16 protein-coding genes are annotated in these 15448 nt (G+C 73.5%); 10 read left to right on the top strand and 6 right to left on the bottom strand.

The features are described from left to right. Positions 1–56: 56 nt before the first annotated feature. The 3 genes from ABEB12_RS38730 to ABEB12_RS38720 are packed head-to-tail and all read left to right on the top strand — an operon-like array spanning position 57 to position 3387. Complete coding sequence (locus tag ABEB12_RS38730) at positions 57–1124, top strand: DUF4350 domain-containing protein (protein ID WP_185062147.1); 1068 nt, start codon at positions 57–59, stop codon at positions 1122–1124. Continuing rightward, entirely contained in the window at positions 1121–2092 is a 972-nt protein-coding gene (locus ABEB12_RS38725; protein WP_185062146.1) for an AAA family ATPase, read from the top strand. The genes ABEB12_RS38730 and ABEB12_RS38725 overlap by 4 nt, the downstream gene beginning before the upstream one ends. A gap of 2 nt (positions 2093–2094) precedes the next feature. Continuing rightward, positions 2095–3387: a DUF58 domain-containing protein gene (locus ABEB12_RS38720; protein WP_185062145.1), complete on the top strand. Its 1293-nt coding sequence runs from the start codon at positions 2095–2097 to the stop codon at positions 3385–3387. Between the two features lie 259 nt (positions 3388–3646). Here ABEB12_RS38720 and ABEB12_RS38715 read toward each other — a convergent pair whose 3' ends face one another. Continuing rightward, on the bottom strand, positions 3647–4642 hold the full coding sequence (locus ABEB12_RS38715; protein ID WP_185062144.1) for a stage II sporulation protein M: 996 nt from the start codon (positions 4640–4642) through the stop codon (positions 3647–3649). Between the two features lie 35 nt (positions 4643–4677). Here ABEB12_RS38715 and ABEB12_RS38710 point away from each other — a divergent pair, with 35 nt between their 5' ends. Together ABEB12_RS38710 and ABEB12_RS38705 are read left to right on the top strand one after the other, a co-directional pair. Continuing rightward, positions 4678–5493 carry an RDD family protein gene (locus ABEB12_RS38710; protein WP_185062143.1) on the top strand — a complete coding sequence of 272 codons (816 nt, stop codon included), beginning with the start codon at positions 4678–4680 and terminating at the stop codon, positions 5491–5493. Positions 5494–5519: 26 nt separating this feature from the next. Beyond that, positions 5520–5975 (top strand): SRPBCC family protein, encoded by a 456-nt coding sequence (locus tag ABEB12_RS38705; RefSeq protein ID WP_185062142.1) that lies wholly within the window; start codon positions 5520–5522, stop codon positions 5973–5975. A gap of 8 nt (positions 5976–5983) precedes the next feature. Here the strand turns inward: ABEB12_RS38705 and ABEB12_RS38700 are convergent, their stop codons facing one another. Further along, positions 5984–6277, bottom strand: coding sequence for a PASTA domain-containing protein (locus tag ABEB12_RS38700; protein ID WP_185062141.1), 294 nt, complete (start codon positions 6275–6277; stop codon positions 5984–5986). A gap of 33 nt (positions 6278–6310) precedes the next feature. Further along, complete coding sequence (locus ABEB12_RS38695) at positions 6311–6784, bottom strand: ATP-binding protein (RefSeq protein ID WP_185062140.1); 474 nt, start codon at positions 6782–6784, stop codon at positions 6311–6313. Positions 6785–7045: 261 nt separating this feature from the next. Here ABEB12_RS38695 and ABEB12_RS38690 point away from each other — a divergent pair, with 261 nt between their 5' ends. Together ABEB12_RS38690 and ABEB12_RS38685 are read left to right on the top strand one after the other, a co-directional pair. Further along, positions 7046–7816, top strand: a complete 771-nt coding sequence (locus ABEB12_RS38690) for an SDR family NAD(P)-dependent oxidoreductase (RefSeq protein ID WP_185062139.1) — start codon at positions 7046–7048, stop codon at positions 7814–7816. Continuing rightward, positions 7813–8583 carry an enoyl-CoA hydratase-related protein gene (locus tag ABEB12_RS38685; protein ID WP_185062138.1) on the top strand — a complete coding sequence of 257 codons (771 nt, stop codon included), beginning with the start codon at positions 7813–7815 and terminating at the stop codon, positions 8581–8583. Before ABEB12_RS38690 ends, ABEB12_RS38685 begins: the two co-directional genes overlap by 4 nt. Here the strand turns inward: ABEB12_RS38685 and ABEB12_RS38680 are convergent. Continuing rightward, on the bottom strand, positions 8576–10036 hold the full coding sequence (locus tag ABEB12_RS38680; protein WP_185062137.1) for an FCD domain-containing protein: 1461 nt from the start codon (positions 10034–10036) through the stop codon (positions 8576–8578). The genes ABEB12_RS38685 and ABEB12_RS38680 overlap by 8 nt on opposite strands. Before the next feature lie 141 nt (positions 10037–10177). Between ABEB12_RS38680 and ABEB12_RS38675 the strand changes: the two genes are divergently transcribed. Both ABEB12_RS38675 and ABEB12_RS38670 read left to right on the top strand, forming a co-directional pair. Next, positions 10178–10438 carry a hypothetical protein gene (locus ABEB12_RS38675; RefSeq protein ID WP_185062136.1) on the top strand — a complete coding sequence of 87 codons (261 nt, stop codon included), beginning with the start codon at positions 10178–10180 and terminating at the stop codon, positions 10436–10438. 294 nt (positions 10439–10732) lie between these two features. Then, entirely contained in the window at positions 10733–11932 is a 1200-nt protein-coding gene (locus ABEB12_RS38670) for an isochorismate synthase (protein WP_185062135.1), read from the top strand. A 15-nt stretch (positions 11933–11947) separates the two neighbouring features. On the opposite strand, the gene ABEB12_RS38665 is transcribed toward ABEB12_RS38670, so the two are convergent. Then, positions 11948–13540, bottom strand: a complete 1593-nt coding sequence (locus tag ABEB12_RS38665; protein ID WP_221498180.1) for a PEP-utilizing enzyme — start codon at positions 13538–13540, stop codon at positions 11948–11950. 241 nt (positions 13541–13781) lie between these two features. Between ABEB12_RS38665 and ABEB12_RS38660 the strand changes: the two genes are divergently transcribed. Continuing rightward, positions 13782–14192, top strand: a complete 411-nt coding sequence (locus ABEB12_RS38660) for a cold shock domain-containing protein (protein ID WP_185062134.1) — start codon at positions 13782–13784, stop codon at positions 14190–14192. A 64-nt stretch (positions 14193–14256) separates the two neighbouring features. Here the strand turns inward: ABEB12_RS38660 and ABEB12_RS38655 are convergent, their stop codons facing one another. Next, positions 14257–15447, bottom strand: a complete 1191-nt coding sequence (locus tag ABEB12_RS38655; protein ID WP_185062133.1) for a metallophosphoesterase — start codon at positions 15445–15447, stop codon at positions 14257–14259. Between the last annotated feature and the right edge of the window lies 1 nt (position 15448).

The following is a 15448-nucleotide window of genomic DNA, read 5'->3' as shown; positions in this document are numbered from 1 at the left end:
ACGGTGCACGGCGCGCGGGCGCGGAACTCTGGCGATCCGCCCGGGGGCCGGTCGCGGTGGGTTTGCTGGTGCTGGTCACCGGGCTGGTGGTCGCGGCGCTGGCTCACCGGCCGGCGGCCGGGCTGTTGAACCCGGAGGCGGCCCGGCCCGAGGGGTCGCTCGCGCTGGTGCGCCTGCTGCGGGCCGAGGGCGTGGCGGTGACCGCCGTGCGGACCAGCGCCGAGGTAGCCGCCGCCGGGCCGGACACCACCGTTCTGGTGACGGCGCCCCGGCGGTTGGCGGCCCACCAGGTGGACGCGGTGCGCCGGTCCGCCGCGAACCTGCTGCTGGTGGACCCGGGCCGGGAGGTGCTGGCCGGACTGGCCCCCGGGGTGACCGAGGAAACCCTGTTCGCGCCGGTGGACACCGTGCCCCCGGCGTGCGCACTGGCGGAGCCGGCCGGCCCGGCCGAGCTGGGTGGTGTGCTGTACGCCGCGGCGGCGGGGGTGCGGTGCTACCCGGGCGAGGCCGGCGCGGCCCTGGTCCAGGTCACCGAGGGGGCTCGGACGATCACCGTGATCGGCACCCCGGTCCCGCTGACCAACGACCGCCTGGCCGAGGAGGGGAACGCGGCGCTGGCCATGCGGCTGCTCGGCGGGAAGCCGACGCTGCTGTGGTACCTGCCGATGCCGGAGGCCGCGCCGGTGGACCAGCGCCGGGGCCTGCTGGAACTGCTCCCGAGCGGCTGGCTGTGGGCCGCCGCCCAGCTGGCGATGGCGGCCGTGGTCGCCGCGTTGTGGCGGGGGAGGCGGCTGGGGCCGGTGGTCGGCGAGCCCCTGCCGGTGGCGGTGCGGGCGGTCGAGGTGGTGGAGGGCCGGGGCCGGCTGTACCGCCGGTCCGGCGACCGGGGGCACGCCGCCGGGGCGTTGCGGGCGGCCGCCCGGGCCCGGCTGCGCGCCCGGCTCGCCTTGGCCGGCGGGGACGAGCCAGCCGAGGTGCTGGTCGACGCCGTACACAGGCGCACCGGCCGTCCGACGGCCGACCTGCGAGCCCTGTTGTACGGTGCGGCGCCTACGGACGACCCGGCCCTGGTCCGCCTGGCCGACGAGCTGGACGCCCTAGAGCGAGAGGTACGCCAGAGGTGACACCCGAGACCGTCTCGACCGACGCCGCGCGGGACGCGCTGCACGCGTTGCGCCAGGAGGTGGGCAAGGCCGTCGTCGGGCAGGACGCCGCGGTCACCGGACTGGTGGTCGCGCTGCTCTGCCGGGGGCACGTGCTGATCGAGGGCGTGCCGGGCGTGGCGAAGACCCTGCTGGTCCGGGCACTGGCCCGGGGGCTGACGCTGGACAGCAAGCGGGTCCAGTTCACCCCCGACCTGATGCCGGGGGACGTCACCGGGTCGCTGGTGTACGACACCAGGGGCGCCGAGTTCTCCTTCCGGGCCGGCCCGGTGTTCACCAACCTGCTGCTTGCCGACGAGATCAACCGCACCCCGCCGAAGACCCAGGCCTCGCTGCTGGAGGCGATGGAGGAGCGGCAGGTGTCGGTGGACGGGGTCGGCCGGCCGCTGCCCGACCCGTTCCTGGTGGTCGCCACGCAGAACCCGGTGGAGTACGAGGGCACCTACCCGTTGCCCGAGGCCCAGCTGGACCGGTTCCAGCTGAAGCTGACCATGCCGCTGCCCGAGCGGGACGAGGAGTTGGACATCGTGGGCCGGCACGCGGCCGGCTTCGACCCCGCCGACCTGGCCGCCGCCGGGGTGGGCCCGGTGGCCGGGGCGGCGGAGCTGGCCGCCGGCCGGGATGCGGTGCGCCGGGTGACGGTGGCCGAGGAGGTGCTCGGGTACCTGGTCGACGTGTGCCGGGCGACCCGGGGCTCCGCCGCCGTCTCGCTGGGCGCCTCGCCCCGGGCGGCCACCGCGCTGCTGGCCGCCAGCCGCGCCGCCGCCTGGCTGGCCGGGCGGGACTACGTCACCCCGGACGACGTGAAGGCGCTGGCCCGGCCGGTGCTGCGGCACCGGCTGCGGCTGCGCCCGGAGGCCGAGCTGGACGGGGTGGGCGCGGACGGTGTGCTGGACGGGGTGCTCGGCGCCGTCCCGGTGCCCCGCTAGCCGTGGCCGTCACCGGGCGCACCGCGCTGCTGGCCGTGCTCGGCGCGCTGGTGGCCGGGGCGGCGCCGGGGTGGTCGGCCTTCGCGGCGGTCCAGGCGTTGTTGCTGCTCGCGGTGCTGGTGGACGTCGCGCTGGCGGCACCGGTGGCGGCGCTGCGGCTGAGCCGGTCGGGGGACACCTCGGTGCGGTTGGGTGAGACGGCCACCGTGCACCTGGTCGTGGGCAACCCGTCCCGGCGCCCGCTGCGCGGCGTGCTGCGGGACGCCTGGCCGCCCAGCGCGGGCGTCGTGGAGGACCGGCACCGGCTGCACGTCCCGCCGGGGGAGCGCCGCCGGCTCACCCTGACCCTGCGGCCGACCCGCCGGGGAGACCGGGAAGCGTCGCGGGTGACCGTGCGGTCGGTCGGGCCGCTCGGGCTGGCCGCCCGGCAGCGCGGCCGGGCGGTGCCGTGGACGGTCCGCGCGCTGCCGCCGTTCACATCCCGGCGCCACCTGCCGTCGCGGCTGGCCCGGCTGCGTGAGCTGGACGGGCGCTCGGCGGTGCGGGTTCGGGGCCAGGGGACCGAGTTCGACTCGCTGCGGGAGTACGTGCTGGGCGACGACGTGCGGGCCATCGACTGGCGGGCCACCGCGCGGTCCACCAACCTGGTCGTGCGCACCTGGCGCCCGGAGCGGGACCGGCACCTGCTGCTGGTGCTGGACACCGGGCGCACCGCCGCCGGCCGGGTGCGCGACCAGCCGAAGCTGGACGCCGCGATGGACGCCGCGCTGCTGCTGGCCGCGCTGGCCTCCCGGGCCGGCGACCGGGTGGACCTGCTCGCCTACGACCGGGCCGTGCGGGCGAGCGTGTCCGGGGTCGCTCGGGGTGCACTGCTGCCGGCGCTGGTGGACGCGATGGCGCCGGTGCGCCCCGAGCTGGTGGAGACCGACGTGTCCGGCCTGGTCAGCACCGTGCTGACGCGGACGCCGCGCCGGTCGCTGGTGGTGCTGTTCACCGGGCTGGACCCGGCGCCGGTGGAGGCCGGGCTGCTGCCCGGGCTGCCCGCGCTGGTGCACCGGCACCGGGTGCTGGTGGCCTCGGTGGCCGATCCCTCGGTGGCCGAGCTGGCCGCCGGCCGGGGTGACCTCGCGTCGGTGTATCAGGCGGCCGCCGCCGAACGGGCGCTGGCCGAGCGGGCGCACACCGCCCGGCTGCTCGGCCGGCGCGGCGTGATCGTGGTGGACGCACCACCCGAAGAGCTCGCGCCCCGGGTGGCCGACGCCTACCTGGACCTGAAGTCCACGGGGAAGCTCTAACGTGAGGTTTGTCGGCGAACGGCCTCGTGTGGTCAGGCTTCAGTCTGGTCGCGGTGGCCGGGATGTGCTCGGCCCCGGGTTCATGGTCATGTCGCAGCAAGAGACGTTTCCGGTCGTCAAACTGTCTCTCACCGCTACTTGACCATGAAACGCCCCGCCGACCAACCGCGCCGACGCTCGCCGAGGCGCACATTGTCACAGGCCCGAGGCGTCGCGGCCGTGCTCCAAGGACGTGGTCGTCGGCCGTGGCGGAAGGCCCCTAACCAGCGGTCGGAACCGTGTCGCCGCGTTGTTCGGCGGCGATGTCGCCGGTCTCCCCGGCCCGCGCCGCGCGCCGGCCGAACACCCGGACGTAGCCGAGGAAGAGACCTTCGGCCAGCGCCCCGATGACGATCTTCGCCCAGGTGGGCAGGCCGGACGGGGTCACGAAGGCCTCGATGGCACCGGCCACCAGCAACACCAGCCCGATGCCCAGCGCCATCCCCACGGTGGCCCGGCCGCGCGCCGCCACCGCCGCGCGCCGGGGCAGCGGCCCGGGGTCGACCAGTGTCCAGCCCAGGCGCAGGCCGGCGCCGCCGGCGAAGAACACCATGGTCAGCTCGAGCAGGCCGTGCGGGGTGATCAGGCCGAAGAACACGTCCAGCCGGTCGGCGGCGGCCATCAGCCCAGCGGTCACGCCGACGTTCACCGCGTTCTGCAGCAGCACCCAGACCACCGGCAGCAGCAGGATCCCGGAGACCAGGCAGATGGCGGCGACGAAGGCGTTGTTGGTCCACACCTGCGCGCCGAACGAGCCGGCCGGCGCGGACGAGTAGTACGCCGCGAAGTCGTGCTCGGTCAGCCGGCGGATCTGCTCCGGGGTGGCGAGGCTGGACCGTACCCGCGGGTCGCCGGCCACCCAGGCGCCGGCCACCCAGGCCACCAGCAGCATCACCGCCGCCACCGCCAGCGCCCAGCGGCGGGTCGCGTAGCAGGCGCCGGGGAACCCGACCAGGAAGAACCGGGCCGCGTCCCGCCAGGCCGGGCTGTGCGCACCGGTCACCGCCGCGCGCGCCCGGGCGACCAGCGAGGACAGCCAGCCGACCAGCGCCGGGTCCGGCGAGCTGGACCGCACGGTGGAGAGGTGGGTCGCGGCCCGCTGGTACAGGGCGACCAGCTCGTCGGCCTCGGCGCCGGTCAGCGACCGGCGGCGGAGCAGCTCGTCTAGCCGTCCCCAGTCGGGGCGGTGTCGCGCGACATACGCGTCGATATCCATTCCGCCAACCCTTCCGAGCGGGCACACTAGCGCGCGTGAGTGATCTCGTCACCGGCGAAGCCGTGGTGCTGGAGCTGCGGCCGGCCAAGCTGCCCAGCCGTGCGGTCGCCTTCGGCATCGACCTGCTGGTCATGTGTCCCGTGGTCGTGGCGCTGCTGCTGGTGGCGCTGCCCGGGATCGAGGGGGACCCGGCGATGGCCGCCGCGGTGGGCCTGGCCGTGTACGTGGGGGTCTTCGTCGGCTACCCGGTGACCATGGAGACGCTGACCAGGGGCCGCACCCTGGGCAAGATGGCCATGGGCCTGCGCGTGGTGCGCGAGGACGGCGGCCCGATCCGGTTCCGCCAGGCACTGGCCCGGGGCCTGGGCGGGCTGATCGTGGACTTCGGGGTGGCCAGCGGCTCCACCGGGGTGATCGGCGTGCTGACCTCGCTGCTCTCCGAACGGGGCCGGCGGGTCGGCGACATGCTCGCCGGCACGTTGGTCGTGCGCGAGCGCCAGGGTATGCCGGAGCAGGCGGAGCTGGTCATGCCGGCACCGCTGGCCGACTGGGCGAAGGCGCTGCAGCTGGCCGGCCTGCCGGACGCCCTGGCGCTGCGGGTGCGCCAGTTCCTGGGCCGGGCCGGACAGCTGGACCCGGGCCGCCGGCACGCGCTGGCCCACGACCTGGCCAGCCAGGTGGCCGCAGTGGTGAGCCCGCCCCCGCCGGGCGACACCCCGCCGGAGGCATACCTGACCGCGGTGCTGGTCGTGCGTCGGGACCGCGCGCTGAGCGGACCGGTGCCGGCCGTGCCCGAACAGCGCCGGGCGCCGGCCGGCGAGGAGAGCGGCGGCTTCGTGCTTCCCCACTGACCCGACCCGAAACAGGAGGTAGCAGGGTGCGCGACTCGGTGACCATGCACATGGCGGCGACGCCCGAGCGGGTGTGGGAGCTGGTCTCCGACATCACCAACACGGGCAGGTTCAGCCCGGAGACCTTCGAGGCGGAGTGGCTGGACGGCGCGACCGGGCCGGCGGTGGGGGTGCGGTTCCGGGGCCACGTGAAGCGCAACGGCCGGGGGCCGGTGTACTGGACGGTCTGCCGGATCACCGCCTGCGAGCCGGGCCGGGAGTTCGGCTTCGACGTGCTGGGTGGGGACAAACCGATCAACACCTGGCACTACCGGTTCGAGCCGAGCGGCGAGGGGGCGGACGTCACCGAGTCCTTCGCCCTGGTCGAGTCGCCGTTCACCAAGGCGTACTGGGCGCTCGCGGGACGCCGGCGCGGGCGCTACAACCGGAAGAACATCCAGGCCACCCTGGAACGCATCAAGGCGGTCGCGGAAGCGCCCTGACCCGCGCGCTACTTGGCGCCGGCCGGCGCCTTCGGGGCGGGACCGGTGGGTAATGGCTGGTTGCCGCCGCCTCCGCCGTCGTCGGAGGGGCCGGTGCTGACCCAGATCAGCACCTTGTGTCCGGGCTCGAGGTAGCTACCCGCCGCCGGGTCCTGTGCGGTCACCGTGCCGACCACCGAGGCCTTGTGGCTGGGGTCCTGGTCCACAGCGAGCAGATGCGCGTCCAGTGCCTTGTCGTGCGCGGCCGTGGCCGGTAGCCCCACCAGGGCGGGGACCACGGTCATGTGTTCTCGTTGTCCCATGTCTCCAGGGTACTGATGCCGCTGTGGCTTGTCTCACGCGGACGACGTGCTGCGCCAAACTTCGTCCGAGCTGGTCAGCGGCGCGGGGTCGGGCAGGTCCACCCGCTGGCTGGGCTGGCTGGTCATCTCCACCCGGGTACCGCGGTGGCCGCCGTCGATGTGCAGGAACTCGGTCACCCCGCGCATCAGCCGGATGCCGCGCTGGCGGTAGCCGGGGTCGCTGGCCGGCTCCTGCCACCGGCCGTTGTCCGCGACGATCACGGACAGCCGGGGCGAGCCGTCCGGGGCGTCGGTGAGGCTGGCGTCCACCCACACGAAGCCGATCTCGTCGGCGGGGTAGGCGTGGTCGACGACGTTCGAGACCGCCTCGTTGACCGCCAGGATGAGGTCGTCGGCGTCGTCGCCCGGCCAGCACAGCTCCTCGAGCCAGGCGCGCAGGCGGTGCCGTACCCGGCGGGGTGCCCACGCGTCGGCGGGCAACACATCGTGGAAAGTCAGCGCGGTCACGCGGCCTCCCGGGAACATCGACACCGTGTCTGCCTGTTGGCATCACCGCGAGGGTGCCCATTTCTGGCGCTGAACTAACGCGCCGTGACGAAATTCTCGCCGAACGTACGTCGACCGGTGTGACGGACGCGGCGCCGAGGGCGTGTCCGCGCCCAGCGGTGTACCCCGGCCGCCCAACGGTGGGAGTCGCCGCGCAAGATCGGGCCGGGTGTGGTGAGCTGACCCGGGTTTAACGAACGTTCGGAGAAAGGATCCTCGGCCATGGACATTTCGGGTGCCTCGGCGATCGTCACGGGTGGCGCCTCCGGCCTCGGCGAGGCGACCTCGCGGTTGCTCGCGCGGCGTGGCGCGAAGGTGGTGGTGCTCGACCTGAACGAGGAGGCGGGCAAGGCGGTCGCCCAGGAGATCGGCGGCGACTTCGTCAAGGCGGACGTGGCCGACGAGGCGCAGGTGCAGGCGGCGGTGGAGGCGGCCTCCGAGATGGGTCCGCTGCGGGTGCTGGTGAACAGCGCCGGCCTCGGCCGGGCCGCGCGCATCATCGGCCGGGACCTGAGCCCGATCCCGCTGGAGCAGTTCGAGTTCGTGATCCGGGTGAACCTGGTCGGCAGCTACAACTGCGCCCGGCTGGCGGCCTCGGCGATGGCCAAGACCGAACCACTCGCGGACGGCACCTCGCGCGGCGCCATCCTGAACACCGCATCGGCCGCCGCCTTCGACGGCCAGATCGGGCAGACCCCGTACTCGGCCAGCAAGGGCGGCGTGGTCGGCATGACCCTGCCGATGGCCCGCGACCTGGCCCGGCACGGGATCCGGGTGAACACCATCGCCCCGGGCCTGATCGACACCCCGATCTACGGCACGGGGGAGAAGGCCGAGGCGTTCAAGGCGCAGCTCGGGCAGAGCGTGGTCTACCCGAACCGGCTGGGCACGGCGGACGAGTTCGCCTCGATGGCGGTCGAGGTGCTCACCAACGACTACATGAACGGCGAGACGATCCGCCTGGACGGCGCGATCCGCATGCCCCCGAAGTGAACTTCGCGCGGGAGGAGGCGGGCGGTGTGCTCACCGTCCGCCTCACCCGTGACCGGAAGCTCAACGCGGTGACCGGCGACATGCTGGACGGGCTGCGGGCCGCGGTGGCCGAGTTGGCCGATCGGGACGACGCCGGAGCGCTGGTGATCACCGCGGCGGGGCGGTACTTCACGGCGGGCGCCGACATCACCGCGCTGCCTGTCGGGGACACCGGCCCCGGTGTGCGGGGCAGCGACTTCCGCCGGGCCTACCGGGGGCTGCACGAGCTGTTCGACCGGATCGAGGCGGTGGAGAAGCCGGTGATCCTGGCCGCCCAGGGGCCGTGCCTGGGCATCGGCGTGGAGCTGGCGGCCAGCTGCGACTTCCGGTTCGCCACCGAGCGGACCACCTTCGGCCTGCCCGAGGTGCGCAACCTGGCCGCGCTGCCCGGTTCCGGCGGGATCAGCCGGCTGACCAGGCTGATCGGCCCGCACTGGGCGAAGTGGGTGGCCATGGCCGGCCAGACCCTGGACGCGCAGCGGGCGCTCGCCGCCGGGCTGGTGCACGCGGTCTACCCGGAGGACGAGTTCGACCGGCGGGTCCGGGAGTTCGCACTGGACCTGGCGGGGCAACCCCGGGAGGCGCTCGGCCTGGCCAAGCTGCTGGTCGACGCGGCCGCCACCGCCGACCGGACCACCGCCCGGGACCTGGACCGGATCGCCAACAGCGCACTCATCGCGTCGTCGGAGCACCAGGCCAAGCTCGCCGCGTTCCGCAAGTTCAGGTGAGCTGCCACCAGTCGGCGGGCGCGGAGTCCAGGTGGAGCATCATGCGGCGCTTGGCCACCGCCGTGTCGCCGATCAGGATCGCCTCGGCGATGCCGCGGTGGGCCAGGTCGATCTCGTTGGCGAACGCCCGGCGCTCCGGCGCGGAGGCCACGCCGGTCGGCGGGTTGAACAGGCGCGCGGTGATCGCGGTGACGATCTGCAGGAACAGCGCGAGCACCGGGTTTCCGGTGAGCCGGCCGAGGTCGGCGTGGAACTCGAAGCCGACCTCCTCCAGCATCGCGTCCGGTGTGGCCGGACGGGCGCACACCGTGGCGCGCAGCCGACGCGCCACCCCGTCCACGTTGCGCCGGGCCACCACGCTGTCGATGCAGCCCAGCTCGATGATGTTGCGCACCGCGCGCAGCGACTGGGCGTCGATGCCCTGGTACTCCAGGTAGAGCGTGATCGCCTCGATGCTCGCGTCCGGGGTCGGCCGGGTGACGTAGAGGCCGCCGGCGGGTCCCCGGCGCATTTCGCTGATCGAGTGGTACTCCAGCAGGCGTACCGCCTCGCGCAGCACGGCGCGGCTGATCCCGTACCGGTTCATCAGCTCCTGCTCGGTGCCGATCAGGTCGCCCTCGGCGAGCATCTCCCGGGCGATGTTGCGCTGGATCCGGTCGGCGACCACCTCGGCCAGCTTGAGCTGGTTGTGCCGGCTGCCGGCGGCCACCCCGCCGGCTTGGCGCAGGTGGCCGTTCTGCTGGACATCCTCACGCAGCCACATGCCCAGGGCGCTCAGGTGCGCGGCGAGCAGCTGCTCCGCGCGGGTGACGTCCCGGCTGGCGGTGGCCTCCACAATGGCCCGGTGCGTCCTGCGGGCCGCCTCGGAGGCCTGCTCGCTCACCGCTCGCCCGCCCGTCCGGGCCTCGGTGTGCTGCCTGGTGAGCAGCGTGAGCACCTCGATGAACAGGGCCAGCACCGGATTGCCGGAGAGCTCGCCGAGCAGCACGTGCAGCTCGTCGGAGACGTCCAACAGCTCCAAGCCGGGGAAATCCGGCGGGGTTGCCTCGCGTTCCAACGCGGCGCGCAGCCGCGCGATCCCGTTGTCGGTCACCGTGCGGGCGACCATCGCGGCGGTCGCCGGCTCCAGCACGAGCCGTGCACTGATCAGGTCGTCGATGGTGGTGTGCGCGTGGGCCAGGTAGATGACCAGGGCCTGGGCCGAGGGCAGCGCGTCCGGGGCCTGCACGACCAGCCCGCCGGCCGGCCCGCGCCGCATCACCGCCACCCGGTGGTGCTCGACCAGGCGGATCGCCTCGCGCAACACCGATCGGCTGACCTGGAAGCGCGCCATCAGCTCGGCCTCGGAACCGAAAATCTGGCCGACCGGCCAGCCCGCCGCGATGACCTCGGCCTCGATCTGGCGGGCAACCCGGGCGGCGAGCTTGGCACCCGAGCTAGGCGATACATCCATGGTATTGCGAACTTCTCACGGAAGAGCACACTAAATCAATTGTTTGATCACGAACTAGTACCTCATTTGCGCCGCCCGTCCGGAGAGTGACGCATGCCGAAAGGGCTAGACTCGCCCGCCACGGTTAGCGGAGGGGGCACCATGCCGGCGGACGAACCGGACGAGACCGACGACCCGGGCGCCGAGGCGGGCGGCGCGAAGGGCCACCGGGTGCCGCGTACCTGGTGCCGGGACTGCGACGGCAAGGGCCTGCGCGTGCTGCCCAGGATGGCCGTGCTGTCCGGTGGAGCCACGCTCACCGAGGCCATGGGCGGCGGGGAGTTCGTCACCGGTTTCGAGACCCGGCCCTGCTCGACCTGCGGCGCCACCGGATGGATCTCCGGGATGGTGCCGCCGGTCTGAGTACTCCGGCGGAGCCGGCGTGCTGGGTTGGGCGCCCAGTTTGGCGCCCGACGGAGACGTCGCCGGCGGGGCCGGCGCGCTGGGTTGGGCGCCCAATTTGGCGCCCGACGGAGACACTGTGACCGGTGTGGTTGCTGTTCTCTGGTGTTTCTCGGCTCGTGTGTCGGCGGGCACATCGGCTCGGGTCTTCCTCGAGTCACCTTGCCATCACTCGAACGAGGGTGTTCAGATAGGTATGCCTTACCTAATTAAGTAGGTGTTGGCCAGTCGTCGACCCGGCCGAAAGGAGTACGTGTGTCCACCTCGGCTTTGGTCAGGCCGCGACCCGTGCACAGCCCGTCCGACCTGCTCAGGGCCTATCTACCCGGCTCGTTCTTCTACTCCTCGGCCAGCGGCAGCCTGCTCGCGGACGGCGTTCACTCGGTGGTGGACGCCGGAGGCGGTTGCCGGGCCCGGGTCGCGGCGGTTCGGCGGGCGCTGGCGGACGCTGTGGCGGCCGGCTTGCCGGACCCGATGGTGGTCGGCGCGCTCGGGTTCGGGCCGGGAGCGCCGGCCAGCCTGGTGGTGCCGTCGGTGGTGCGTCGGGCCGGCTCGGCCGGTGGACTCGAGCCGGGTGCCGAGCCGGGCTGGTCGCCGGGGTGCTGGCGGGTCCGGCACCTGACCGCCCCCGACGAGTACCTGGCCGCGGTTCGCGGCGCGCTCGACCTGATCGGTGCCGGGTCGCTGCGCAAGGTGGTGCTGGCCCGCTGCGTCGAGCTGGTCGCCGAGTCGGGGGTGTCGGTGCCGGCCGTGCTGGCCCGGTTGGTGCGCACCGACCCGGGCGCGCACGTGTTCGCGGTGGACGTCTCCGAGCCCGGCGACCACGCCACCCGCACGCTGCTCGGGGCCAGCCCGGAGCTGCTGGTGAGCCGGCGGGGGGACCAGGTGGTGGCCAACCCACTGGCCGGCTCCGAGGCCCGGGCGGCCGACCCGGTGGAGGACCGCCGGCGCGCGGACCGGCTGGCGGCGTCCGGCAAGGACCGGCGGGAGCACGAGTTCGTCGCCGCCCAGGTGGCCGAGGTGCTCGGCCGGTACTGCGTGGGGCTGCGGGTGCCCCAGGAGCCGTCGGTGATCGGCACCGGCTCGATGTGGCACCTGTCCAGCCGGATCAGCGGCCGGCTGGCCGACCCCGAGGTGTCCGCGCTCGAGCTGGCCGAGGCCTTGCACCCGACTCCGGCGGTGTGCGGGGTGCCGCTGGCCGAGGCGCGCGCGGCGATCGGCGACCTGGAGACGGTGGAGCGGGGTTACTACACCGGCATGGTCGGCTGGTCCGCCCCCGGTGGCGACGGGGAATGGGCGGTGACCATCCGCAGCGCGGAGGTGAGGGACCGCGCGTTGCGGCTGTTCGCCGGCGCCGGCGTGGTGGACGGCTCCAACCCGGTCACCGAGCTGGCCGAGACCAGCGCGAAGCTGCGCACGCTGCTCGGCGCGCTCGGGGTCACCGACCCGCTGTAGGGCTGGGCGGAACCGCTACGTCCCCTCCACCCGGGTGAGCACGGTGACCTCGCCGAGCGTGCCGTCCACCCGCAACAGGTCGCCGGTGCGCAGCGCCGCCGTGCCCCGGCCGGTGTTGATCACGCAGGGCAGGCCCATCTCGCGGGCCACGATCGCGCCGTGCGAGGAGGCCGAGCCGATGTCGATCACGACCCCGGCGGCCAGGTGGAAGGCGGAGGCCCAGGACGGGTCGGTGGCCCGGCAGACCAGGATCTCGCCGGGCTCCAGCTCGTCGCAGCCGTCCGCGTCGTGGACCACCCTGGCCGGGCCCTGGACCACCCCGGAGGCGGCGGCGATGCCGGTCAGCCGGTCGGCCCGCTCCTCGGGCCGCGCGGCCGGGGTGACCGGTTCCGGGTTGCCCAGCCAGAAGTCCGGCACGTCGATCTTCTCGTAGGCCGCGCGCAGCTCCCGGCGGGCCGCCACCAGTCCTTTCGCGTCGGCCGGCGGCGTGCCGGTGATCTCCTCGAAGGTCAGGTAGAACATGTCGTCCTCGGCGTCCAGCACGCCGGCCGCCACCAGCTCCCGGCTGCGGGCGTGAGAGGCCGCGCGGGCGCCGTCGAACGCGCGGGCCAGGGCGGCCTTGCCCTCCTCGCGCAGGGGGATGAACACGGCCGCCACCCGCAGCAGAATCCGGGCCAGCGCCCGGTCGGCCGGGGAAAGGGCGCTGAGCAGGCGGTGGCGCGCGGCTCGCCGGTCGGCCTCGCGCCGCTCCGCCCGGTCCGGCGCCTCGGGCGCGGTGCGGTACTTGCGCACCAGCCGCTCGACCAGTTCGGGACGTTCCCGCCATGACGGGTTGGACATCTCCACCTCGCCGGCACAGCGGAACCCGTAGTCGGCCAGGAAGCCGTTCAGGCCCAGCTCGCCGCGGGCGACCCGGTGCAGCGCCGCGACCAGCTCCACCTCCACCATCTGGCCGAGCCCGGAGGACAGCTCGAGGTGCAGCCCCGGCTCCCCGGCCCGCTCGGCCAGCCCGCCGAGCTTGTCGAACACCGCCTGGGCCACGAGGGTGCCCGACACGTGCTCACGCATGGCGTACTCGAGCATCAGCCGGGCCTGCCGCAGCTGCACGCCGGCCGGCCGCGCCAGGCCCGCCGGCGAGGTGGCCCAGCGCCACCACCCGCTCAGCCGGGCGGACATGCGCCGGATCCGCCGGGGCAGCCGGGCGACCAGCAGGGGCGCCTTGACCGCGATCACCGGGTAGCGCCGCCGGGACGAGTAGTCGGGAGCGTCGGTCCGCACCGTGCCGAAGATCTGCTCCTCGAACACCGCCCCGGAGGTGCCCGGCATCAGGTCGCACATCCGGCGGAAGTAGTTCAGGTTCGCGGTGTAGCGGCCGAAGAACACCGCCGAGGTGGCCTGGCCCGGGTTGGCGGCGATCCGGATCTCCGACGCGGGCAGCACACCGAAGTCGTGGAAGGTTCCGTTCACCGCCAGGTCGGACACCGGCAGCCACAGCGTGGCGCCCAGCGGGCTCATCACGCCGGGATAGTTCTCCCTGGTGTTGACGGTCGACCAGGCGTCCTGGGGTGCGCAGCGGTGGTGCATCGGGTTCGGGGTCCTGAGGTCCACCGCGCGAAGCTTAACCGAACGCTGATCGGTTGGGTAGGGAATGGTTGCTACGGCAAGAATGCCGCCGAGTCTTCCACCAATAAATGCTGAATTTCCTCAGTGCTAACATCCAGAACTGGAGTGATCAAGAAGATCGGGCCGCGATTCAGACGGAAAAGAGTATGCGGATCTTTGCGGCAAGCGGGGTTGTTTGTGGCGGCGCGACCTACGGATCAGTCAGACTTGTTGTGGAGGCGGAGTTATGGCAGTGGGGCGGGTACTGAAGTTCGACGAGGCGCGGGGCTACGGGTTCGTTGGCCAGGAGGACGGTGGCGAGGATGTGTTCATCCACGTCAATGACCTGGACTTCGACAAATCCCTGTTAGCCACCGGCGCCCGGGTGGAGTTCGAAATAGAGGAGAGTGGGCGCGGCCTGAAAGCTTCCGCGGTTCAGCTGTTGGAGCAGGCGCCGGAATATGTGCCACCCCCTCGAACGGGCGCCACACGCAGTGCGGATGACGGCCTGTGCGATGTGCTGACGGCAAAAGAGTTTACTGAAGAAGTGACGGAGCTACTGCTCGCGTCGGCACCCGGACTCACCGGGGAACAGATTTTGCGCGTGCGGCAGCACCTGGTGCGCATGGCGCACGCACACGGATGGGTGGATGGCTGAGCTCGGTGGTCGCCCGATCGGTCAGTCGGCTGAATCTCCCGCACGCGCCAAACCGGGCGTGCCCTCAGCCCAGCGCCTCCGGCGCGGGACCGCGGAGGGTGATCAGGGTGATCTCGCTCGGCGCGAAGACGCGCAGCGGCGGCCCCCAGAATCCGGTGCCCCGGCTGGTGTAGAGCTGGGTGCGCGCGCCGTGCCGGCTCAGTCCGGCCAGCACCGGCTGGTCGGTGCGGACCAGGTAGTGGAACGGCCAGATCTGGCCGCCGTGCGTGTGCCCGGAGAGTTGCAGGTCGATGCCGGCCTCGGCCGCCTCGGCGACCTGTTTCGGTTGGTGGGCGAGCAGAAGCACGGGCAGCTCCCGGTTGGCGCCGGCCAGCGCGGCCGGCAGGTCGGGTCCCCGCCCGCTGCCCACGCCGGTCGGGTCGTCGATCCCGGCCACCACCAGCTGGTCACCGCCGCGCGCCACCACGTCGTGCCGGTTGTGGAGGGTGTGCCAGCCCAGCCGCCGCATGTGGTCCAGCCAGGCCTGGGCCTCGGCGAAGTGCTCGTGGTTGCCCACGATGTAGTAGCGGCCGAGCTCGGCCCGCACGTCGGCCAAGGCGGCCACCTGGTCGGCGCGCCGGTCGGGCAGGCCGTCCGCGAGGTCGCCGGCGTGGCAGACGATGTCCGCGTTCAGCTCGTTGACCTCGGCCACCACCCGCTCGCCCCAGCCGCGCCGGTCGATCGGGCCGAAATGGGTGTCCGTGATCAGCGCGATGCGCAACCCGTCCAGGCCCGCGCCCAGCCGGTCCAGCCGGACCTCGACCGGCACGACCCGGGGCACCCGGGTTGCCTGCCGGTAGCCGTAGGCCAGCAGCACGGCGACCGCCGCTAGCACCAGTACGGCCACCATCCGCGCGCGGGTGGGATCGGGCACCCCGGCCAGCGCCAGCACCAGCCGGACCGGCTCGCCGAACAGCGTCCAGACCAGCAGCACCCAGCCCGAACCGAGCAACAGGTCGCCCAGCCGGGCGGCGGCGTCGAGCTGCCGGGGCCCGTGGCCGAGCAACATGCCGACCGGCACGCCCACCAGGGCCAGCGCGAACAACGCGGCGCCCACGGTGACCACCGGCGCCGGCCAGTCGGCGCCCGCGCCGAGCAGCCGCCAGGCCGGGACCGCGTACAGCAGCACCGGCACCACGAACAGGATGATCAGGAAGAAGGTGCGGCCGCTGGGCCGCGACCGGGACGGTCGGTTCTCACGGGTCGTCGTCGCCACC

The sequence above is a fragment of the Actinospineispora eucalypti genome (assembly GCF_039543365.1).
GTDB lineage: Bacteria > Actinomycetota > Actinomycetes > Mycobacteriales > Pseudonocardiaceae > Pseudonocardia > Pseudonocardia eucalypti.
This window is presented reverse-complemented; position numbering and strand designations above follow the sequence as displayed.